Consider the following 22,149-nt stretch of genomic DNA (forward strand, 5'->3'; position numbering starts at 1 on the left):
GCCCATGACGAAATCCGTCGACTTCTATTTCGACTTCGGCAGCCCCGCCGCCTACCTCGCCGCCACGCAGCTGCCGCACGTGTGCGCCGACACCGGCGCCGCACTGGTGTGGAAGCCGATCCTGCTCGGCGGTGTGTTCCAGGCCACCGGTAACCGCTCGCCAGCCGAGGTCAGGCCCAAGGGGCCCTACATGACGACCGACCTGCAGCGCTTTGCGAAGCGCTATGGCGTGCCTTTCGTCCACAACCCGCACTTCCCCGTCAATACGCTGCTGCTGATGCGCGGCGCCACGGGCGTGCAGATGAAGAACCCCGAGCGTTTCGGGGCCTACGTCGATGCCGTGTTCCACGCCATGTGGGTTGCACCGCAGAACATGAACGACTCGGCCACCGTGGGGGCGGTCCTGCAGAACGCCGGCTTCGACGCCCAGCAACTGCTCGCGCTGGCCGGCGCGCAGGAAACCAAGGACCGGCTGAAGGCCGTCACGCAGGAAGCTGTCGAGCGTGGCGTGTTCGGTGCACCGACCATGTTCGTCGGCAGCGAGATGTTCTGGGGCCAGGACCGGCTCGATTTCGTGCGCGAGGCGCTCTCGGCCTGAGCGGCCCGGTCGCCCATTCCTTCCAGTTCTCTCCTCCAAGGATCCATTCCATGAGCGACATCCTCGTCCACACCGAAGCCGGCGTGATGACCCTGACCTTCAACCGCGTCGAGAAGAAGAACTCGATCACCAGCGGCATGTACGCCGAGCTGGCCGACGCGCTCGCCGCGGCCGAGGGCGATGCCGCGGTGCGCTGCGTGCTGATCCAGGGCGACCCGACGATCTTCAGCGCGGGCAACGACATCGGCGATTTCCTCAATGCGCCGCCGGCCGGCGGGAACTCGCCGGTGTTCCGCTTCCTGCGCGGCATTGCGGCCTTTCCGAAGCCGATCGTCGCGGCGGTCTGCGGCCCGGCCGTGGGCATCGGCACCACGATGCTGTTCCACTGCGACCTGGTCTATGCGGGCGACAACGCGGCCTTCTCGATGCCTTTCGTGAACCTGGGGCTGTGCCCCGAGGCAGCGTCCAGCCTGCTGGTACCGCAGATGTTCGGCCACCACCGCGCCGCCGAGGCGCTGCTGCTCGGCGAACCCTTCATGGCCGAGGCCGCGCTCGAGGTGGGGCTGGTCAACCGCATCGTGCCGCCGACCGAGGCCAATGCCATCGCGCAGGGACAGGCCCGCAAGCTTGCGGCCAAGCCGCTCTCCGCGCTGGTCGAGACCAAGCGCCTGCTCAAGAAGGCGCAGTTGCCCGCGGTGATCGAGCGCATGGACGAGGAGGGCGCGAGCTTCGGCCGGATGCTGCGCGAACCCGCTGCGCGCGAGGCTTTCGGCGCTTTCATGGAGAAGCGCAAGCCCGACTTTTCGAAGGTCTGATCGTAGTTCCACGCATTGCCCCGCCCTGGTGCATGCGTACACTGGGCGGCGTGCACATCTTCCAGTCAGGATCGGCCGCAGTCCCCGGCCAGCATGTCGGTGCAGCTACTGAAAAAGTAGCAACCGGCGTCACGCGCCGGCGTACTTTCGGCTTGCTCGCGGGGGCGCTGGTGGCGTCGCCCGCGGTGGTCCGGGCCCGCGTGCGTCCGTTGCGCATCGGGCTCATCGGCTCGTGGTCCGGGCCCTATGCGGGGGGCGGGCGGCAGTTCGATGCCGGCATGTCGGCCTGGCTGGCCGCGCACAACCAGGCCATCGCGGGGCGTCCGGTCGAACTGCTGCGGCGCGACGTGCCGGGCAGCGCACCCGAGCAGGCGCGGCGCCACGCACAAGACCTCGTCGAGGGCGAGCGCGTGGACCTGCTGGCGGGACTCGACTTCAGTTCCAACGCCTATGCCGTCGGTGCCGTCGCCACGCAGGCCAAGGTGCCGCTCCTGGTGATGAACGCGGCTTCCTCGGGCATCACGGCGCGCTGCCCGTTCGCGGTGCGGCTGTCGTTCACCATCTCGCAGGTCACGATGCCGCTTGCGCGCTGGGCGCTGCAGCAGGGGCTGCGCGATGTCTGCACGGTGGTGGCCGACTATGCCGCGGGCGTCGACGCCGAGGCCGCGTTCGTCTCGGGCATCAGCGCGGGCGGTGGGCGCGTGGGCGCGATGCTGCGCGTGCCGCTCGCCACGCTCGACTATTCGGCCTACATGCTGCGGCTGCGCGAGCTCAAGCCGCAGGCGGTGTTCTTCTTCCTGCCCTCGGGACAGATGCCCGCGACCTTCCTCAAGTTCTGGCGCGACCGCGGCATGGCCGGCACCGGCATCCGCCTGCTCGCCACGGGCGACGCGACCGACGACCATTACCTCGAGGGCATCGGCGAACTGGCGGACGGCCTCGTGACCAGCCACCACTATTCGTTCGCGCATGATTCCGCGGCCAATCGGGCCTTCACCGGCGCCTTCGAGGCCGAGTACGGCAGCCACCTGCGGCCCGGCTACTTCGCGGTGGCGGCGCACGACGCGCTGGCGGCCACCGACGCCGCGATGCGCTCGGCACGCGGCAGCAATGCCCGCGGCGAGAAGCTCGTCGACGCCTTCCGCGGGCTCAAGCTCGAGAGCCCGCGCGGGCCGATCGAGATCGACGCCTACACCCGCGACATCGTGCAGGCGGTGTACATCCGCCGCACCGAGCGGCAGGACGGGCGCTGGATCAACCGCGAATTCGAGCGCTTCGACCGGGTGCGGGACGCCGCCGGCTGAGCCGCCGCGGCGGGGCCCGTTCGGCCTTCAGGCTGCCGGCTGCTCGATCGGCCGCGGCCGGCCGTTGTCGTCGATGGCCACGTAGGTGAAGGTGGCCTGCGTCACCTTGATGTACTCGCCCTGCGCGCGAAAGCGCTCGGCAAAGACCTCGACCGTCACGGTGACCGAGGTGCGCCCGATGCGCACCAGCTTCGAATAGAACGAGAGGATGTCGCCGAGCCGCACCGGCTGCTTGAAGATGAACTCGTTGACCGCCACCGTGGCCTGCCGGCCCTTGGCATAGCGCGCCGGAATGACCGAACCGGCCAGGTCGCACTGCGCCATGACCCAGCCGCCGAAGATGTCGCCATTGGCATTGCAGTCGGCCGGCATCGGGATGACCTTGAGCACCAGCTCCATGTCGGTGGGCAGGCTTTTCAACGGGGCGGCAGCGGCGCTGCTGGAAATATCGGACATGGGCACAATCGGGAGCAAATAAGCAACCACGATTGTCCTTCATGCGCCGCAGCGGCGAAGCCCTCCCACCCCCTTCTCATTCCGCACACGCCCCGGGCCACGCGCCGGCGCGCAGCGACCGTTCCGACTGGGCCACGCTGCGGCGGCTGTTCCCCTACCTGTGGCAATACAAGTGGCGGGTGGCCGCGGCGCTGGCCTTCATGGTGGGCGCCAAGGTGGCCAACGTCAGCGTGCCGGTGCTGCTGAAGGACCTGGTCGACACCATGACGCCCAAGCCCGACGTGGCCGCGGCGATCCTCGTGGTTCCCATCGGGCTGCTGGTGGCCTATGGCCTGCTGCGCTTCTCGACCTCGCTGTTCGGCGAGCTGCGCGAGCTGATCTTCGCCAAGGCCACCGAGGGCACGGCGCGGCAGATCGCGCTCGAAGTGTTTCGGCACCTGCATTCGCTGAGCCTGCGCTTTCACCTGGAGCGCCAGACCGGCGGCATGACGCGCGACATCGAGCGCGGCACGCGCGGCGTGCACTCGCTGGTCTCGATGTCGCTCTACAGCATCGTGCCGACGTTCATCGAACTGGTGCTGGTGCTCACCATCCTGGGCGTCAAGTTCGACGCTGCGTTCGTCTGGATCACGCTGGCCGCGCTGGTGCTGTACATCGGCTTCACGGTCACCGTGACCGAATGGCGCACCCAGTTCCGCAAGATCATGAACGAGCTCGACTCGGTCGCGCAGAGCCGCGCGGTCGATTCGCTGCTGAACTACGAGACCGTCAAGTACTTCAACAACGAAGACTTCGAGGCCGGCCGCTACGACGCGAGCCTCGACCGCTACCGCAAGGCGGCGATCAAGAGCCAGCGCACGCTGAGCATGCTCAACATCGGCCAGCAAATGCTGATCGCCGTGAGCCTGGTGCTGATGCTGTGGCGTGCCACCGCGGGCGTGGTCGAGGGGCGCATGACGCTCGGCGACCTGGTCATGGTCAACGCCTTCATGATCCAGCTCTACATCCCGCTCAACTTCCTGGGCGTGATCTACCGCGAGATCAAGCAGAGCCTGACCGATCTCGACAAGATGTTCGTGCTGATGGAAAAAGACCGCGAGGTGCGCGACGCACCGGACGCACAGCCGCTCGGCGGCGCCGATTCGGCGGTGCGCTTCGAGGACGTGAGCTTCGCCTACGAGCCCGCGCGGCCGATCCTCAAGCATGTGAGCTTCGAGATACCGGCCGGCAAGACGGTGGCGGTGGTCGGCCCGTCGGGTTCGGGCAAGTCGACGCTCGCGCGCCTGCTCTACCGCTTCTACGACGTCCAGGATGGGCTTATCACCATCGGCGGCCAGGACATCCGCGAGGTGCAGCAGTCGAGCCTGCGCCGCGCCATCGGCATCGTGCCGCAGGACACGGTGCTGTTCAACGACACCATCGAATACAACATCGCCTACGGCCGCCCCGGCGCGTCGCGCGAAGAAGTCGAGACGGCTGCGCGCGCGGCGCGCATCCACGACTTCATCTCGGCCACGCCGAAGGGCTACGAGACCACGGTCGGCGAGCGCGGGCTCAAGCTCTCGGGCGGCGAGAAGCAGCGCGTGGCCATTGCGCGCACGCTGCTCAAGAACCCGCCCATCGTGATCTTCGATGAAGCCACTTCGGCGCTCGATTCGGCCAACGAGCGCGCGATCCAGTCGGAGCTCAAGAGCGCCGCGCAGGACAAGACCACGCTGGTCATCGCGCACCGGCTGTCGACGGTGGTCGACGCGCACGAGATCCTGGTGCTCGATGCCGGCACGATCATCGAGCGCGGCACGCATGCCGAACTGCTCGCGAAGCAGGGCCGCTATGCGCAGATGTGGGCCTTGCAGAAAAGCGAAGCCGCACCGCTGCTGTAGCGGCTGATCACCTATTTTTATTGATTCTCCCAGGAGTTCAGACGTGTCGACGAAGATACCCCTGCTGGTGCTCAACAGCCTCTCGAGCGCACACCGGGCCCAGATTGCCCAGGTCTACGAGATGACCTATGCCGCCACGGAGCGCGAGCGCGCGGCCGCGATCGCGACGCACGGCGAGCAATTTCGCGCGGTGCTGACCATCGGCGTGATCGGCATCACTCCCGAGGAGATCGCGGCCATGCCGGCGCTCGAGCTGATCTGCTGCATGGGCGCGGGCTACGAAGGCCTGCCGCTCGAGGTCACGCGCGCACGCGGCATTGCCACAGCCAACGGTGCGGGCACCAACGACGACTGCGTGGCCGACCATGCGTTCGGCCTTCTGATCGGCATCGTGCGCGAGTTTCGCAAGCTCGACCGGCTGTGCCGCGAAGGCGTGTGGCGCGATGCGATCCCGCAGGCGCCGAACGTCTCGGGCAAGAAGCTCGGCATCCTCGGACTCGGCACCATCGGCCAGAAGATCGCGAAGCGCGCAGCCGGCTTCGACATGGAAGTCGGCTACCACAACCGCAATCCCAAGGAAGGCGCGGCGCACCGCTACTTCGGCGACCTGAAGTCGCTCGCCGCCTGGGCCGACTTCCTGATTCTGGCGGCGCCCGGCGGCGCCGCGACGAAGCACCTGGTGAATGCCGAGGTGCTCGACGCGCTCGGGCCGCAGGGCTATCTGGTGAACATCGGCCGCGGCAGCGTGGTCGACACCGAGGCGCTGGCCGCGGCGCTGCGCGAGAACCGCATTGCGGGCGCGGGGCTCGACGTGTACGAAAGCGAACCGAAGCGGCCCGAGCTGCTGGTCGGCCTCGACAACGTGCTGCTCACGCCGCACATGGCGGGCTGGTCGCCCGAGGCGACGCAGAAGTCGGTCGACCATTTCCTTGCGAATGCCGAAGGGCACTTCGCGGGGCGCGGCGTTCTCACCCCGGTCTGACGCCGGTCTGACGTGCCTCAGCGGCGCCAGAACTGCGGCGTCAGCAGCACCAGCAGCGACAGCAGTTCGAGCCGCCCAAGCGGCATGGCGAAACTCAGCACCCAGGTCTGGAAGTTGGTGAGCCCCGCGTAGTTCACGGCCGGCCCGACGTCGCCGAGGCCCGGGCCGATGTTGTTCAGGCAGGCAATCACGGCGGTAAAAGCCGTCACCACGTCCAGCCCGCTGAACAGCATCACCATGGTCAACGCGACGATGGTCATGCCGTAGAGCATCATGAAGGCGATCACGCTGTGCATCACGCGCGGCGGCACGGTGACGCCGCCGAGCACCACCGGGTTGACCACGTTCGGATGGATGATGCGCACCAGCTCGCGCTGCGACTGCTTGAGCAGCAGCAGCACGCGCAGCATCTTCACGCCGCCGCCGGTCGAGCCCGCGCAGGTGGCAAAGCAGCCCAGCAGCATCATCAGGAACGGCACGAAGGTCGGCCACAGCGCGTAGTCGTGCGTGGCGTAGCCGGTGGTGGTGGCGACCGAGACCACATGGAACAGGGTGCGCCGCAGCGTGCGCAGCACGTCGCCGTCCGGCGCGTTGGCCAGCAGGTAGCCGGTGATCAGCGCCACGCTGCCCGCCAGCACCAGCACGTAGGTGCGCAGTTCGGCGTCGCGCCACAGCACGGTGAGCGAGCGGCGCTTCCAGGCCAGGAAGTAGAGCGCAAAGTTGACACCGGCCAGCAGCATGAAGACCACCGCCACCATCTCGACCTGCGGCGAGTTGAAGTAGCCGAGGCTCGCGTCGTGGGAGGAGAAGCCGCCCAGGCTCATCGTCGAACACATGTGCATGAAGGCATCGGCCCAGCTCATGCCGGCCCAGCGGTAGGCCAGCAGGCAGGCGCTCGAGGCGAGAAAGTAGACCGTCCACAACCCGCGCGCCGTGTCCGAGATGCGCGGCGTGAGTTTCTGGTCCTTCATCGGGCCCGTGATCTCGGTGCGAAACAATTGCGAGCCGCCCACGCCGAGCATCGGCAGCACGGCCACGGCCAGCACCACGATGCCGAGCCCACCGACCAGGTTGAGCAGGCAGCGCCACACGTTCACTGCCATCGGCATGTGGTCGAGGCCGACCAGCACGGTCGCGCCGGTGGCGGTGAAGCCGCTCATGGCTTCGAAGTAGGCGTCGGTCACGCTCAGGCCGGGAATGGCCAGCAGCAGCGGCACGGCGGCAAAGGTCGGCAGCAGGAACCAGATCACGCCGACCATCACGAAGCCATCCCGCGGGCGAAGTTCGCCCAGATGGCCGCGCGTCAGGACAACCATCGCGAGGCCGCTGGCCAGCGTGGCGAGCAGCGACCATGAAAAAGCCTGCAGCGCGCGGCCACCGTCGAGCCAGCTGGCAAAAAGCGGCGCCAGCATCAGCAGTGAGAACAGGACGACGAGGCGTCCGACCAGGGCAACGATGGCCTGCGGTGAAGACATGGATGGCGGCGCCTGGCGGCGTTCAGAACAGGAAGATCGCGCTGACCTGGAACAGCCGCTCGATGTCGCGGATCATGCCCTTGTGCGGCACGAAGACGACGACGTGGTCGTTGCTGGCAATCACCGTGTCGCGGTGCGGAATGATCACCTCGCGCGGTCCCTCGTCGGGGCCGCGCACGATGGCGCCGATCTGCGCGCCGTCGGGCAGCTTGATCTCGCCGACGGTCCGCGTCGCCACCTTGCTGGTCTTGCGGTCGCCGCGCACCACCAGCTCCAGCGCTTCGGCGGCGCCGCGGCGCAGGCTGTGTACCACCTCGATGTCGCCGCGCCGCACGAAGGCCAGCAGTTCCCCAATGATGGTGTGTGCCGGCGAGATGGCGATGTCGATCTGCGTGCCCTGCACCAGGTCGGCGTAGGCGCGGCGGTTGATCAGGGCCAGCACGCGGCGCGCGCCGAGGCGCTTGGCCAGCAGGCAGGCCATGATGTTGTCTTCGTCGTCGTTGGTGACGGCCATGAAAAGGTCCATGCCGGCCACCTGCTCGGTGGCCATCAGGTCGGCATCGGTGGCGTCGCCGTTGAGCACCAGCACATCGCTGGGCAGGCTCTCTGCCAGCAGCGCGCAGCGGGGCAGGTCGCGCTCGATCAGCTTGATGGCGCAGTTGCCGTGCAGCTCCCGCGCCAGCCGCATGCCGACGCGGCCGCCGCCGGCCATCATGATGCGGGACACGGGCCGGTCCATCTGGCGCAAACCGCCCAGCACGCCGCGGATGTGCTGCGTGGCGGCGAGCACGAAGACTTCGTCGTCGGCGCGGATGCGGGTGTCGCCGTGGAGCACGCCCAGCGCGCGGTCGTTGCGGTAGATCGCCACGATGCGCATGTCGGCATCGGGCACCAGGCTCGGAATCTCAGCCAGGCTGTGGCCCACCAGCGAGCCGCCCTCGATCGCGCGCACCGCGATCAGGCTGACCAGCCCCTGCGCGAACTGGATCACCTGCAACGCCTCGGGGTATTCCACCAGCTTGTGGATGTAGTTGGTCACCGAGCGCTCGGGGCAGATCACCTGGTCCACCGCGAAGCCGGTCTTTTCCAGCAGTGCGTTGTCGTGGAAGGCGGTCGAGCGTATGCGCGCGACGGTGGTCTGCACGTTGAAGAGATCGCGTGCGAACTTGCAGGCTAGCAGGTTGGTCTCGTCGAGCGGCGCGCAGGCGATCAGCATGTCGGCGTCAGGAGCGCCGGCCTCGCGCAGCACCTCGGGCTCGATGCCGCTGCCGAGCACGCCGCGCAGGTCGAACTGCTCCTGCAGCCGGGCCAGGCGGCCGGCGTCGGTGTCGATGACGGTGATGTCGTTGCGCTCCGACAGCAGGCTCTCTGCCGCGCTTTCCCCGACGCGGCCGGCTCCCACGATGATCATTTTCATGCGCGCATTCTGCATGCGTCGCAGGGGTTGCGCACCGGGCGGCGATCAGCCTGCGCTCAGCAGCGCCGGCGGACGCACCGCCGACCAGGCGCATGCGCGGTCGTAGGCATGCCCGGCGCGCAGCACGGCAAGGTCGGCATTCACCGGCCCCGCGAGCGAGATGCCCATCGGCAGGCCGCCTTCGCCGAAGCCGGCGCGCAGATTGAGCGTCGGCAGCCCTGCCAGCGTGAACGGCGTGACGATCTCCATCCAGCGGTGGTAGGTGTCGCTTGCGACGCCGTTCGCCTCGGCAGGCCAGTGCAGCTCGGCGTCGAACGGAAACACCTGCGCACTCGGCGCCGCCACGAAGTCGAAGCGCTCGAACAGGCGTGCGAACGCGCGGTACACGTTCGAGCGGTAGAGCGAGGCCTGGTAGAGCGAGGCTGCGTCGAGCTGCCGGCTCTGTTCGACCTCCCACTGCGCCTCGGGCTTGAGCTGGGCGAACAGCTTCGGATCGTTCATGAAGGCGCCGAGCTTGCCGCCCACAAGCAGCTGGCGCAGGCGCAGCCAGGCGCTCCAGTTCTGCTCGCGCGGCACGTCGAGCGTGCAGGCTTCGACCTCGCAGCCGAGGCTGCGGAAGATGCCGAGCGCCTGCTCCCCGAGCGCGCGGATGCCGGGCGCGAGCGGCAGGTCGGGCCAGATGCTGCCGAGCCAGCCGATGCGCAGGCCGCGTGTCTCGCCTTCGAGTTGCAACGCGTCGGGCGAGGGCAGCGCGTCGGGCGACGAGAGCGGCACGCGCGCATCGAAGCCCGCCTGCACCGCGAGCAGCCGCGCGGCGTCTTCCACGGTGCGCGCCATCGGGCCTTCGATGCCGAGCTGCTGGAAGAACAGCTCCTGCTCCGGATCGCCCGGCACACGCCCGCGCGAGGGCCGCATGCCGATGACGTTGTTGAACGCGGCCGGGTTGCGCAGCGACCCCATCATGTCGCTGCCGTCGGCCACCGGCAGCATGCCGAGCGCCAGGGCCACGGCCGCGCCGCCGCTGCTGCCGCCGGCGCTGCGCTCGGGCGCATGGGCGTTGCGCGTGATGCCGAACACCGTGTTGTAGGTGTGCGAGCCGAGGCCGAATTCGGGCGTGTTGGTCTTGCCGATCACGATGGCGCCGGCCGCGCGCATGCGCGCGACGTGCAGGCTGTCGGTGCGCACCGGCGAGCGCGGCGACAGCGGCGAGCCCATCGAGGTCGGCAAGCCGGCCGCATGGCTCAGGTCCTTCACCGCGAGCGGGAAGCCATGCATCCAGCCGCGCCGCTCGCCGCGCGCCAGTTCGGCGTCGCGTTCGCGTGCATTGGCCAGCAGGTCCTCGGGCGGCCGCAGCGACACGATGGCATTGAAGCGCGGGTTCAGCGCCTCGATGCGGGCCAGTGCGGCCTGCATCAGTTCATGGCAGGACACGCCGCGCGCGGCGATCCGGCGCGAGAGTTCCGTGGCACTGAGGTCGAGGATATCGGTGGGCGTCATGGCGGTCCGGGGCGGATGGCGGCGAGCGCGGGACGCCAGTATCGGCCAGGGGCCCCGCAGCGGGCGGCGCGCGCACATAATCGCCGCGTATGGAAACCAAGTGGCTCGAAGACTTCATCAGCCTGGCGGAAACGCGCAGCTTCAGCCGCTCGGCCCAACTGAGGCATGTCACACAGCCTGCGTTCTCGCGGCGCATCCAGGCGCTCGAGGGCTGGGCCGGCACCGACCTGGTCGACCGCAGTTCGTACCCGACGCGGCTCACGCCAGCGGGCCAGACGCTCTACAGCCAGGCCATCGAGATGCTGCAGGCGCTGCAGAGCACCCGCGCCATGCTGCGCGGCCACTCGGCCGCCGGGCAGGACGTGATCGAGATCGCGGTGCCGCACACGCTGGCGTTTACGTTTTTCCCCTCGTGGGTGACCAGCCTGCGCGAGCACTTCGGGCCGATCAAGAGCCGGCTCATCGCACTCAATGTGCACGACGCGGTGCTGCGCCTCGTCGAAGGCAGCTGCGACCTGCTGATCGCCTACCACCACCCCTCGCAGCCGCTGCAGCTCGACGCCAACAAATACGAGATGGTCAGCCTGGGCGAGGAGGTCGTGAGCGCGTGGGTCCGGCCCGATGCCGACGGCGCGCCGCGCTTCCGGCTGCCGGGGCGTCCGGGCCAGCCGCTGCCTTACCTGGGCTATGCACCCGGCGCCTACCTGGGGCGCGTGGTCGACCAGCTGCTCAAGGAATCGGGCACCGCCATCCACCTCGACCGGGTCTACGAGACCGACATGGCCGAAGGCCTCAAGGTGATGGCGCTCGAAGGCCACGGCATCGCCTTTCTGCCGCAGAGCGCGGTGCGCAAGGAGATCAAGGCCCGCAAGCTCGTGAGCGCGCTGCCGCCCGAGATCGACAGCCTCGAGGCGACGATGGAGATCCGCGCCTACCGCGAGCGACCTGGCGCGCCGGTTCCGGCGAAGCCCGCCGGCAGCCGCTCGGCCAAGGCGCTGGCCTCGGAAGGCCTACAGCCCAAGCGCACGGCCGACGCCTTGTGGTCGTACCTGGTCAGCGCCGAGCCGCTGCGTTGAGGCGGAATTTGTGCGATGCACAATCTATGAACCCGATGCATAACCGGCGCCGCAAACGGCATTGGCGTGCTGGCCGGGGGTTCTCTACAGTCGCGGCAGTTTTCCAACGCTGCCACACGAACCGACGAAGCCCAGACCGTGCAATTCTCCACATGCGCGTGTCCACGGCGAGAGAACAGGCACAAAGGCTGCTTAACTTCAGTCCGACAATGCCGCTGCACCGGGATGGCCCGGGTATTCCCGGCCTGCCAACTGTCTAGAATTTCGTTTGGTTTCCAATTTCCCCTTTCTGTCACCATCAGGAGTCTCTGTATGAAAAAACAAGTGTTGGCATTGGCCGTTGCAGTAGTCGCTACCGGCAGCGCTTTCGCCCAGGATGGCACGCTGGCCAAGATCAAGAACAGCGGCGCCATCAGCCTCGGCGTGCGCGATTCGTCGGCGCTGTCGTTCTCCGTCGGCGGCGGCAAGTACGGTGGCTTCCACACTGAAATGGCCGAACGCATCGCTGAAGACCTCGGCAAGACTGCCGGCAAGAAGCTGGCGGTCAACTACACCCCGGTCACCTCGCAGAACCGGATTCCGCTGGTGCAAAACGGCACGGTCGACCTGGAGTGCGGCTCCACCACCAACAACGCCACGCGCCAGAAGGACGTCGATTTCGCCCACACCACCTACGTGGAAGTGGTGCGCATGGTCATCAAGAAGAATTCGGGCATCAAGGACCTGAAGGACCTCAACGGCAAGACCATCGCCACCACCACGGGCACGACCTCGGTGCAGACCCTGCGCAAGAACGAGCGCGCCCAAGGCATCGACTTCAAGGAAGTGCTGGGCAAGGACCACGCCGACAGCTTCCTGCTGCTCGAGTCCGGCCGTGCCGACGCCTTCGTGATGGACGGTTCGATCCTGGCGGCCAACGTCGCCAAGTCGAAGAACCCGGCTGATTTCGCCATCGTCGGTCCCGAGCTGTCGGTCGAGCCGATCGCCTGCATGGTGCGCAAGGGCGACGACGCGTTCCTGAAAGCCGTCAATGCCAGCATCGAGCGCCAGATCAAGGACGGCTCGCTCGCCAAGCTGTACGACAAGTGGTTCATGCAGCCGGTGCCGCCAGCCAACGTGAACATGAACCTGCCGCTGTCGGAGGCCACCAAGGCCGCCTGGGCCAGCCCCAACAACAAGCCGATGGAAGACTACGCCAAGAAGTAATCTGCATGGATGAACGACAGACGCCCGCCCATCGAGGCGGGCGTTTGTTTGGTGCGTAGTCAAAGCAAACAGACCGAGGAGTGCCCGATGGGAAATTGGGATTGGCAGGTGTTCTGCAAGGACACCATCGACGGCACGGTGGTGCCGTCGTGTTACGGAACGGGCGGTGCGTACACCTACCTGAACTGGATGATCGACGCCTGGGGGTGGACGGTGGCCGTCGCGCTCGTGGCGTTGCTCGTCGCACTGGTGTTCGGCTCGATCATCGGCATCCTGCGCACGCTGCCCGACAGCCCGTGGCTGGTGCGTTTCGGCAACGCGTGGGTGGAGCTGTTCCGCAATATCCCGCTGCTGGTGCAGATCTTCCTGTGGTACTTCGTGGTGCCCGCGCTCGTGCCGCCGATGCGCGACTTTCCGCCCTTCGTGCTGGTGGTGCTGGCGCTGGGCCTGTTCACCTCGGCACGTATCGCGGAGCAGTTGCGCTCAGGCATCCAGGCGCTGCCACGCGGCCAACGCTATGCCGGCATGGCCGTGGGCTTCACCACGGTCCAGTACTACCGCTACGTGCTGCTGCCCATGGCCTACCGCATCATCCTGCCGCCGCTGACCAGCGAGTCGATGAACATCTTCAAGAACTCCTCGGTGGCATTCGCGGTGTCCATCTCCGAACTGACCCAGTTCTACCTGCAGGCCGGCGAAGAGACGGCGCGCAACCCGGAGATCTACATCGCCGTGGTGGTGCTCTACGTCATCTCGGCCATGGTGATCAACCGCCTGATGGCCTTCATCGAGAAACGGGCGCGCGTCCCGGGCTTTGTCGTTGCCGGCGGAACGGGAGGACACTGACATGGATCTCCAATTCTCCGTCTACACCTGGGACGTCATTCGGAACTATGTTCTCAATGGTCTGTACTTCAGCATCTTCCTGACCGTCGTCGCAACCCTGGGTGGCATCTTCTTCGGCACCATCCTCGCGCTGATGCGCCTGTCGGGAAAGAAGTGGCTGGACATGCCGGCCGCGTTCTACGTCAACGGCATGCGCTCCGTTCCGCTGGTGATGGTCATCCTGGGCTTCTTCCTGCTGGTGCCGTTCGTCATCGGACGGCCCATCGGGCCGGAGTATTCGGCGGTGATCACCTTCATCGCCTTCGAGGCGGCGTACTTCAGCGAGATCATGCGGGCCGGCATCCAGTCGATTCCGCGCGGCCAGGTCTCGGCCGGGCTGGCGGTGGGCATGACCTACGGCCAGAACATGAAGCTGGTGATCCTGCCGCAGGCGTTCCGCAACATGCTGCCGGTGCTGCTCACGCAGACCATCATCCTGTTCCAGGACACCTCGCTGGTGTACGCCATCGGTGCATACGACCTGCTCAAGGGTTTCGACAACGTCGCCAAGAATTTCGGGCGGCCTTACGAGTCGTACCTGCTGGCAGCGGTCGTCTACTTCGTGATCTGCTATTCGCTGTCGTATCTCGTCAAGCGTCTGCACAAGAAGATCGCCATCATTCGCTAGTGAAAGAATCGAAGAGGAAAAGCCATGGCTGAACAAATGATCAGTATCAACAACGTCTCCAAGTGGTACGGACCCGTGCAGGTGCTCAACGACTGCTCGGTCAGCATCGCCAAGGGCGACGTGGTGGTGGTGTGCGGCCCGTCGGGTTCGGGCAAATCCACCCTCATCAAGACCGTCAACGCGCTCGAGCCTTTCCAGAAAGGCGAGATCATCGTCAACGGCATTCCGCTGCACGACCCCAAGACCAACCTGCCCAAACTGCGTTCCAAGGTCGGCATGGTGTTCCAGCACTTCGAGCTGTTCCCGCACCTGTCGGTCACCGAAAATCTGACCATCGCGCAGATCAAGGTGCTGGGCCGTTCGCAGGACGAAGCCAAGGTGCGTGGGCTCAAGATGCTCGACCGCGTGGGCCTGATGGCACACAAGGACAAGTTCCCGGGCCAGCTCTCGGGCGGCCAGCAGCAGCGCGTGGCGATCGCCCGCGCGCTCAGCATGGACCCGGTGGTGATGCTGTTCGACGAACCGACCTCGGCACTCGACCCCGAAATGGTCGGTGAAGTGCTCGACGTGATGGTCGCGCTTGCCAAGGAAGGCATGACCATGATGGTGGTCACGCACGAGATGGGCTTCGCGCGCAAGGTCGCCAGCCGCGTGATCTTCATCGACGTGGGCGGCCGCATCCTGGAAGACTGCTCCAAGGACGAGTTCTTCAACCACCCCGAGAACCGTCAGCCGCGCACCAAGGACTTCCTGGACAAGATCCTGCAGCACTGACGGCGGGCTGCCCCTGCGGGCAGCATCAGCACTGCCCCGGCCCGCGTCGTCAGGGTAGTCGCGCCACGTGCGCCGTCAGCAGGTCGAAAAAGCCTGCTGCATCCCCCTCCACGATCCAGTTCACGTTCGCCGGCCGGCCCAGGCTGCCGTGCCAGTCGGCCACGGTCTGCCCGAAGCCCATGCCTTCGCGGCTGTCGACCTGGACGTGGATTTGCCGTCCCTTGAACAGCGCGGGCGCGAGCAGGTAGCCGATGACGGTGGCGTCGTGCACCGGCCCGCCCGGCAGGCCGTAGTGCGCCATTTCCTGCGGCGCATAGGCGTCGAGGATGTCGGCCACGGTGCGGCCGGCGCGGTTGCCGATGCCGCGCAGCCGCGCGATGCGTTCCTCGCTCGTGAGGATCCGGTGCGTCACGTCGAGCGGCAGCATCGTGATCGGCACGCCGCTGGCGCCGCATTTGTCGAGCACCAGTTCGGCCGCGTGCGGATCGGCAAACACGTTGAACTCGGCGACCGGCGTGATGTTGCCGCCGTTGAAGTGCGCGCCGGCCATCAGCACCAGTTCGCGCAGGCCGCCGACGATGTCGGGCGCCCGCTCGAGCGCCAGCGCCAGGTTGGTCTGCGGGCCGAGCATGGCGAGCGTCACGCTGCGGGCGGGCGCGGCGCGCAGCCTACGCACCAGGTGGTCGACGGCATGGCCTTCGGCGAGCGGCGCGGCGGGCTCGTGCACTGCTACGCCCGTGATGCCTTCCTCGCCGTGGACATGGGCGGCGTGGATCGGCGCACGGCGCAGCGGGCGCTCGGCGCCGGCGTACACCGGAATGCCGGGCCGGCCGGCCCATTCGCAGGCGAGGCGCGCATTGCGCGCGGTCTTGGCCAGCGGCACGTTGCCGGCCACCACGGTCAGCGCCTCGATGCCGAGTTGCTCGGGCGCCGCCATCGCGAACAGCAGCGCGATCACGTCGTCCGCGCCGGGGTCGGTGTCGATGATCAGGGTGTGCATCGCACCATTGTCGCGGCGGGCACCGCTGCCCGCCGCCTCGCTGCTTCGCCTACTTCTTGCGCGCCGCGATCGCCTTCTCGGCCTTCGCCACGAGGTCGGCACCCACGGTCGACTTCCACTTCTCGTAGACCGGCCGCGTGGCCTTGACGAAGGCCTCGCGCTCGGCCGGCGTGAGCTGCGTGACGGTCACGCCCATTGCGGCGATGTCCTTGAGCACGGGCTTGTCGGCTTCGACCAGGCCCTTGCGCGCGATCTCGATCTCCTGCTTGCCAGCGTCGATGGCGGCTTGCCGCACGATCGCTTGGTCGGCCGGCGTCCACGAGGCCCAGATTTCCTTGTTGACCACGAACACCAGCGGGTCGGCCACGTAGCCCCAGGTGGTGACGAACTTCTGGCCCACGTTCTGCATCTTGAGCACGGTGAACAGGAACAGCGGGTTCTCCTGGCCGTCGACGGCGCCACTCGAGAGTGCCGGCTGCGCATCGGCCCAGCTCATCTGCGTCGGGTTGGCGCCGAGCGCGGTGAGCATGTCGGAGTAGATGGGCGAGCCGACCACGCGGATCTTCATGCCCTTCAGGTCGTCGGGCGACTTGATCGGCTTCTTGGAGTTGGTGATCTCGCGGAAGCCGTTCTCGCCCCATGCGAGCGGCACCACGCCGGCCTTGTCGAGCGTCTTGAAGATGTCCTTGCCGACCTCGCCCTGCGTGAGCGCGTCGATGGCCGCGTAGTCGGGCATCAGGAAGGGCATCGAGAACAGGTTGAGCTGCTTGACCTGCGGCGACCAGTTGATGGTCGAACCCACGGCCATGTCGATCACGCCCTGGCGCAGTGCGCTGAACTCGCGCGTCTGGTCGCCCTGGATCAGCGACACGCCCGGGTACAGCTTGATGTTGATGCGGCCCTGGGTGCGCTCCTTCACGAGGTCGGCCCAGATCTTCCCGGCCTGGCCCCAGGGGGTCGGCGGGCCGAGCACGAGCGACATCTTGTATTCGGCCTTGTAGGCGGCCTGCGCCATGGCGCCGGTCGAGAACATGCCCAGGGCGGTGGCGACGGCGGCAAGGCCGAGAAGGGTGCGACGGAATTTCATTTTGTCTAGTCTCCAGTTGTCAAAGTCAATAACCGAGCTTGCGCGGCAGCCACAGCGCCAGCTCGGGGAACGCGATCACGAGCACCATCACGATGAACATCGAGAACAGCAGCCAGCCGACCCAGCGCACGGTTTCCTCCATGCGCACCTTCGCGATGCGGCAGGAGACCATGAGGTTGACCGCGAGCGGCGGCGTGAACTGCCCTAGCGCGACCTTCAGCGTGAGGATCACGCCGAACCAGACCGGGTCCCACTTGTAGTGCTGAACGATCGGCAGCAGGAGCGGCACGAAGATCAGGAAGATCGAGACGCCGTCGAGGAACATGCCGACCGTGATGAGCAGCAGGATCAAGAGCGCCAGGATGCCGTATTCGCCGAGGCCCGAGTCCACGATCGCGCGCGTCACCGGGTCGATCACGCCCAGCGTCGAGAGCGAGTACGCGAAGATGCCCGCGAGCGACACCACGAGCAGGATCACCGCCGAGAGCTCGCCCGATTCGCGCAGGATGACGAACAGGTCGCGGACCTTGATGGTCCGGTGCACGCACATGCCAACGAACAGGCCGTAGAACACCGCCACCACCGCGGCCTCGGTCGGCGTGAACCAGCCGGCGCGCATGCCGCCCAGAATGAGCACCGGCGCCGCGAGGCCCCAGCTCGCGTCGCGCAGGCTGGCCCAGAACGGCGGGCGCGGCAGCGTGGATTCGAGCGCGCCCATGTTGTGGCGGCGCGCCATCAGCACGGCCGGGATCATCAGCGCCAGGCCGGCCATCACGCCCGGGATCATGCCGGCCGCGAACAGCGCCGGCACCGAGGCGCCGGGCACCAGCACCGAATACACGATGAAGGCCACCGACGGCGGGATCAGGATGTCGGTGGCCGCGGCGGCGCCCACCACGCTGGCCGAGAAGGCGGGCGGGTAGCCGGCGCGCGACATCGCCGCGATCATCACCGCGCCCACGGCGGCGGCATTGGCCGGGCCCGAGCCCGAGATGCCGCCGAGGAACATGGCGACCGCAATGGCGACCAGCGGCAGCATGCCCGGGCCGCGGCCGACGATCGCCACCGCGAAGTTCACCAGCCGGAGCGCCACGCCCGAGCGGTCGAAGATCGAGCCGACCAGCACGAACATCGGAATCGCGAGCAGCGGGTACTTGCCCAGGCCGGCATAGAAGTTCTGCGGCACGGCCAGGAGGCCGAACCACTGCGCGTCGGCGTTGGCGAGCGCGATGCAGGCGGCGCCCGCCAGCCCCAGCGCCGCGCCGATGGGCACGCCCACCAGCATCATCGCCACGAAGGCGACGAAGAGCAGCGTCGCGATCACAGGGCGCCGCCCTGGCCATTGGCCGTGTCGTCATCGCTGCGCGCGTTCTTGCGGCCGCGCCGGATCATCAAGCCCACCGCGCGCAGCGCGATCGCGAACGACACGATCGGCAGCCAGATCGAATACCACCAGGCCGGCAGCCCGATGCCGGGCGTGGTCTCCTCATAGCGGTAGTCGTCCCAGACCATGCGGATGCTCAGTGTGCCGATCAGCGCGAAGAGGATCGCGATCATCAGCGCGCCGAACTGCGCGAGCCGCCGGCGCCGCGCCATGCTGCCGCTCTCGGAAAAGAACTCGATGCGGATGTGCCGGTCGCGCGCAACGGCGGCCGAGCCGGCCACGAGCGCGAGCATGATCATCAGGAAGACCGAGAACTCCTCGGTCCAGGCGAACGACGAATCGGTGAAGTAGCGCACCAGCACGTTCGCGAACGTGATGAGCGCGAGCGCGCCCATGATGATCACGGTGAGCCAGTCCTCGATGGCGAGCGGCACCTTCGCGGGCTCGTCGGCGGCTTCGATGTCGGGGGGAAGGGGGCTGGCAGCGTCCAGCACCGGGCCGGACTCGTTGGGAGTGGTCATCGAAGGGGAAAGGGGAAGCGGCGACAGATGTTACCGGTGCATGCCCTTTCCTCCATCGGGGTTTTCCTATGCGATCCGCGCGCGCGACGCCGTCCCCCGAACCGGCGCTATTCGAGCTTGGCGCCCGACGCCTTGATCAGGCGTTCCCAGACCGGGGCTTCCTTCTTGACGACGGCCGCGAACGCCTCGGGCGAGCTGTCCTGCAGGTCGAAGCCCATGGCGGCCACGCGCGTCTGCACGTCGGGCTGCCGCGTGGCCTTGCGCACTTCCTCGGCGATGCGCGCCACGATCGGCTTCGGCGTGCCGGCCGGCATGGCGATGGCCAGCCAGCCCGCCACGCGGTAGGCCTCGTCGTCCAGGCCCTGCTCGGCCAGCGTGGGCACGTCGGGCAGCGTGGCCATGCGCCGCTCGCCCGTCACGCCGAGCGCCCTGAGCTTTCCCGCCTCGATGTGGGGCTTGGCCACCAGCGCGCTCGCGAACGACATCTGGATCTGGCCGCCGATCAGGTCCTGCAGCATCGGGGACTCGCCCTTGTAGGCGACGTGGTTCATTTCGGCGTTCTGCGCCAGGCTCATGTGCGCGCCCGCGAGGTGCGGATAGGCGCCGACGCCGTACGAACCGTAGGCCATCTTGCCCTTGTTGGCGGCGACGTACTTCAAGAGCTCGGGCCCGGTCTTGACCGGCACGCTCGGATGCACCACCAGCACCAGCGGCGCCACCGCGATCTGGTAGACCAGCGCAAGGTCGCGCTGCGTGTCGTAGGGCAGCTTCTGGTAGAGGAACTGGTTGGTGAGCAGCGAGTTGGAGAGCGCCAGCACCATCGTGTAGCCGTCGGGCGGCGCCTTGGCCACTGCGTCGGTGCCGATGATGCCGGCCGCGCCGGGCTTGTTGTCGACGATGACCGGCTGGCCCAGCCCTGCGGCCATCTTCTCGCCGATGATGCGGGCCAGCACGTCGGTCGCGCCGCCCGCGGCGAAGGGCACCACCATGCGGATCGGCTTGCTGGGGTAGGCCGGCTGCGCCCAGCCGGCGGTGGAAGTGGCGGCGAGCGCGAGCGTGGCGACGGCGCCTTGCAGGGTGCGGCGGCGGGTGGGGGATGCGGCGTTCATGATTTCTCTTTGTCTCCGAGGGTTGATTGTTCTTGGGTGTGCAAGGGGCTGCCGCCGCCGGCGCTATGCCGACAGCACGCGCGTCTTGAACGGCAGCGGCAGGAGGTCGGCCTCGATGCGCTGCTGCAGCGGCACGGCGAGCGAACCGGTCGCGGCGGCATCGATGCGCACCTCGATCAGGCGCTCGCCCTCGTGCGCCACGTGCGGCCGCGCGGCCGGCGCCACGCCGAGCTCGCCGCACGCCTGTTCGACCATGGCGGCCACAACGCGGCTCGCCGCCATCGCGCGCAGCTCGGGCTTGTAGATCTTGCCCACGTTGGTCACCGGCATCTGCTCGATCACCACCACCGAGCGCGGCCTGGCGGGCGCCTCGTCCACGCGCTCGGCCGTGAAGGCCAGCAGTTCCTCCTCGGTGGCCGAGGCGCCGGGCACCAGCGTCGCGAACACCACCGGCAGTTCGCCCGCATAGGCGTCGGGTGCGCCCACGGCCGCGCACAGCTGCACGGCCGGATGGGCGCCGATCGCGTCCTCGATCACCTTCGGGTCGATGTTGTGGCCGCTGCGGATGATCAGGTCCTTCGAGCGGCCGCTGAGGTTGAGCCGGCCTTCGCCATCGATCCAGCCCAGGTCGCCGGTCGCGAGCCAGCCGTCGGGCGTGAAGGCCTTCGCGTTGTCGGCCGGATCGACGAAGCCCGAGAACAGGTTCGGCGACTTGAACAGCACCATGCCCTGTTCGCCCGCCGGCAGGTCGCGGTCGCTCGCATTGCCGTTCTCGTCGAGCGCCACGATGCGCATCTGCATGTAGGGCAGCGCAAAGCCGACGCAGCCCGCGGGCCCGTCGACGCCCGGCGGCGTGATGGTCGAGATGCCCGCCATCTCGGTCATGCCGAGGCTCTCGTGCACATGCAGCCCGAACAGGCGCTCGAAGCGCGCGGCGAGCTCGGGCGACAGCACCGCCGCACCCGTGCGGCAGTACACGATCGACGAGATGTCGGCGCCTTCCAGCGGCACGTTGGCCAGCGCCGCGAGCACCGTCGGCACCGCCGACAGCGAGGTCGGCCGGTACTTCTCGACCAGCTTCCAGTAATTGGCGATCACCTCCTTGTTGCGCAGCAGCGAAGGCGTCGGAACGATCACTTCCACCCCGGCCGACAGCGAGGCCAGCGAGGCCGGCAGCACGCCTGCCACATGGAACAGCGGATAGCCGTTGATCGAGATGCCGTTCTCGTTCATGCCCGCCACCTGCACGCTGGCCCAGGCCGTGAACACCTGCGCGCCGTGGCTGTGGCGGGCGAGCTTGGGCGCACCCGTGGTGCCGCCGGTGTGAAAGTAGGCTGCGATGTCCGTGGGCGCGATGTCGCGGCCGCTCACGAGGCGGTCCGAGGGCTGGGCCGCGCGCAGCACGTCGAACTCGGCCACGCCGTCGGGCAGCGTGCCGGGGCCCCCGGGTGGCTCGTCGTGCGGCGCCACGCGCAGCACGGTCGTGAGCGTCGGCACCTGGCCGCGCAGCCGCATCGCCTTCGACCACATGCCCGATTCGGCGTCGGAGCCGTAGGCGATCAGCACCTTGGCGCGCGCCGCGGTCATCAGCGCCACGAGCTTCTCGTCGGTCAGGAGCGGATTGAGCGGTTGCACGATGCCGGCCGCCTCGCCGCCCCAGAGCGCCAGGTGGTACTCGAGGCAGCCCGGCAGCAGCACCGCCACCGCGTCGTCGGGACCGACGCCGAGCGCATGCAGCATGTTCGCCGTCTGGTGGATACGCGCGAGCAGCTCGGCGTACGACCAGCGGATCGGTTCGTCGGCCGGATTGCCGGTGCGCAGGAAGGTCAGCGCGGTCTTGCTGCCGAAGGCATGCCCCGCGCTGCGGAAGATTTCGTAGGTGCTGCGCACCGAGAGCGCCTGTTCGAGCGGCGTCTCTTCGAGCCGGCGGATGTCGGCCAGGCTGCGGACCGGGAACCGGGGGCGGAACGGGGCGCCGCCCGCGTTCTGCGTGTTGTTGTGGTCGTCGCCTGTCATGTCGTCTCCTGAGGTTTTTTTTGATTTCCGGCGGGC

At 67.8% G+C, this 22,149-nt stretch carries 20 protein-coding genes; 10 read left to right on the top strand and 10 right to left on the bottom strand.

Annotated elements, in window-relative coordinates:
* Window positions 1–4 precede the first annotated feature (4 nt).
* From AC3A6G_RS22810 to AC3A6G_RS22820, 3 genes are all read left to right on the top strand, one after another.
* A complete protein-coding gene (locus AC3A6G_RS22810; protein ID WP_487874636.1) occupies window positions 5–598 on the top strand; it encodes a DsbA family protein in 594 nt (197 codons plus the stop codon).
* Window positions 599–648: 50 nt separating this feature from the next.
* A complete protein-coding gene (locus AC3A6G_RS22815; protein WP_487874637.1) occupies window positions 649–1,413 on the top strand; it encodes an enoyl-CoA hydratase in 765 nt (254 codons plus the stop codon).
* 200 nt (window positions 1,414–1,613) lie between these two features.
* Window positions 1,614–2,717 (top strand): ABC transporter substrate-binding protein, encoded by a 1,104-nt coding sequence (locus tag AC3A6G_RS22820; RefSeq protein WP_487874652.1) that lies wholly within the window; start codon window positions 1,614–1,616, stop codon window positions 2,715–2,717.
* A gap of 27 nt (window positions 2,718–2,744) precedes the next feature.
* Here the strand turns inward: AC3A6G_RS22820 and AC3A6G_RS22825 are convergent, their stop codons facing one another.
* On the bottom strand, window positions 2,745–3,173 hold the full coding sequence (locus tag AC3A6G_RS22825; protein ID WP_487861780.1) for an acyl-CoA thioesterase: 429 nt from the start codon (window positions 3,171–3,173) through the stop codon (window positions 2,745–2,747).
* 41 nt (window positions 3,174–3,214) lie between these two features.
* On the opposite strand from AC3A6G_RS22825, the gene AC3A6G_RS22830 reads away from it, so the two are divergent.
* Together AC3A6G_RS22830 and AC3A6G_RS22835 are read left to right on the top strand one after the other, a co-directional pair.
* Window positions 3,215–5,056 carry an ABCB family ABC transporter ATP-binding protein/permease gene (locus tag AC3A6G_RS22830; protein WP_487874638.1) on the top strand — a complete coding sequence of 614 codons (1,842 nt, stop codon included), beginning with the start codon at window positions 3,215–3,217 and terminating at the stop codon, window positions 5,054–5,056.
* A gap of 43 nt (window positions 5,057–5,099) precedes the next feature.
* Window positions 5,100–6,038 carry a 2-hydroxyacid dehydrogenase gene (locus AC3A6G_RS22835; protein ID WP_487874639.1) on the top strand — a complete coding sequence of 313 codons (939 nt, stop codon included), beginning with the start codon at window positions 5,100–5,102 and terminating at the stop codon, window positions 6,036–6,038.
* 17 nt (window positions 6,039–6,055) lie between these two features.
* Here AC3A6G_RS22835 and AC3A6G_RS22840 read toward each other — a convergent pair whose 3' ends face one another.
* From AC3A6G_RS22840 to AC3A6G_RS22850, 3 genes are read right to left on the bottom strand one after another with little or no spacing between them, the layout of a single operon-like run.
* Window positions 6,056–7,513 (bottom strand): TrkH family potassium uptake protein, encoded by a 1,458-nt coding sequence (locus tag AC3A6G_RS22840; RefSeq protein ID WP_487861777.1) that lies wholly within the window; start codon window positions 7,511–7,513, stop codon window positions 6,056–6,058.
* A 22-nt stretch (window positions 7,514–7,535) separates the two neighbouring features.
* Entirely contained in the window at window positions 7,536–8,930 is a 1,395-nt protein-coding gene (gene trkA / locus AC3A6G_RS22845; RefSeq protein ID WP_487874640.1) for a Trk system potassium transporter TrkA, read from the bottom strand.
* A 45-nt stretch (window positions 8,931–8,975) separates the two neighbouring features.
* Complete coding sequence (locus tag AC3A6G_RS22850; RefSeq protein ID WP_487874641.1) at window positions 8,976–10,427, bottom strand: amidase; 1,452 nt, start codon at window positions 10,425–10,427, stop codon at window positions 8,976–8,978.
* Between the two features lie 89 nt (window positions 10,428–10,516).
* On the opposite strand from AC3A6G_RS22850, the gene AC3A6G_RS22855 reads away from it, so the two are divergent.
* From AC3A6G_RS22855 to AC3A6G_RS22875, 5 genes are all read left to right on the top strand, one after another.
* Entirely contained in the window at window positions 10,517–11,503 is a 987-nt protein-coding gene (locus AC3A6G_RS22855) for a LysR substrate-binding domain-containing protein (RefSeq protein WP_487861774.1), read from the top strand.
* Window positions 11,504–11,815: 312 nt separating this feature from the next.
* On the top strand, window positions 11,816–12,709 hold the full coding sequence (locus AC3A6G_RS22860) for a transporter substrate-binding domain-containing protein (RefSeq protein WP_487861773.1): 894 nt from the start codon (window positions 11,816–11,818) through the stop codon (window positions 12,707–12,709).
* 87 nt (window positions 12,710–12,796) lie between these two features.
* The gene (locus AC3A6G_RS22865; RefSeq protein WP_487861772.1) at window positions 12,797–13,555 is read left to right on the top strand and encodes an amino acid ABC transporter permease; all 759 of its coding nucleotides are present in this window, start codon (window positions 12,797–12,799) and stop codon (window positions 13,553–13,555) included.
* 1 nt (window position 13,556) lies between these two features.
* Window positions 13,557–14,222: an amino acid ABC transporter permease gene (locus tag AC3A6G_RS22870; RefSeq protein WP_487861771.1), complete on the top strand. Its 666-nt coding sequence runs from the start codon at window positions 13,557–13,559 to the stop codon at window positions 14,220–14,222.
* A 36-nt stretch (window positions 14,223–14,258) separates the two neighbouring features.
* A complete protein-coding gene (locus AC3A6G_RS22875) occupies window positions 14,259–14,996 on the top strand; it encodes an amino acid ABC transporter ATP-binding protein (RefSeq protein ID WP_487861894.1) in 738 nt (245 codons plus the stop codon).
* 49 nt (window positions 14,997–15,045) lie between these two features.
* On the opposite strand, the gene AC3A6G_RS22880 is transcribed toward AC3A6G_RS22875, so the two are convergent.
* The 6 genes from AC3A6G_RS22880 to AC3A6G_RS22905 all read right to left on the bottom strand — a co-directional run bounded on the left by AC3A6G_RS22880 (window position 15,046) and on the right by AC3A6G_RS22905 (window position 22,113).
* Window positions 15,046–15,996: a nucleoside hydrolase gene (locus AC3A6G_RS22880; protein ID WP_487865370.1), complete on the bottom strand. Its 951-nt coding sequence runs from the start codon at window positions 15,994–15,996 to the stop codon at window positions 15,046–15,048.
* A 49-nt stretch (window positions 15,997–16,045) separates the two neighbouring features.
* Complete coding sequence (locus tag AC3A6G_RS22885) at window positions 16,046–17,083, bottom strand: DctP family TRAP transporter solute-binding subunit (RefSeq protein ID WP_487874642.1); 1,038 nt, start codon at window positions 17,081–17,083, stop codon at window positions 16,046–16,048.
* Window positions 17,084–17,108: 25 nt separating this feature from the next.
* Window positions 17,109–18,407, bottom strand: coding sequence for a TRAP transporter large permease (locus tag AC3A6G_RS22890; RefSeq protein ID WP_487865371.1), 1,299 nt, complete (start codon window positions 18,405–18,407; stop codon window positions 17,109–17,111).
* Window positions 18,404–18,988 (bottom strand): TRAP transporter small permease, encoded by a 585-nt coding sequence (locus tag AC3A6G_RS22895; protein WP_487861767.1) that lies wholly within the window; start codon window positions 18,986–18,988, stop codon window positions 18,404–18,406. The genes AC3A6G_RS22890 and AC3A6G_RS22895 overlap by 4 nt, the downstream gene beginning before the upstream one ends.
* Before the next feature lie 107 nt (window positions 18,989–19,095).
* Entirely contained in the window at window positions 19,096–20,097 is a 1,002-nt protein-coding gene (locus AC3A6G_RS22900) for a Bug family tripartite tricarboxylate transporter substrate binding protein (RefSeq protein WP_487874643.1), read from the bottom strand.
* A gap of 63 nt (window positions 20,098–20,160) precedes the next feature.
* On the bottom strand, window positions 20,161–22,113 hold the full coding sequence (locus AC3A6G_RS22905) for an acyl-CoA synthetase (RefSeq protein WP_487874644.1): 1,953 nt from the start codon (window positions 22,111–22,113) through the stop codon (window positions 20,161–20,163).
* Between the last annotated feature and the right edge of the window lie 36 nt (window positions 22,114–22,149).

The sequence above is a fragment of the Variovorax sp. Soil_C_26 genome (assembly GCF_057657075.1).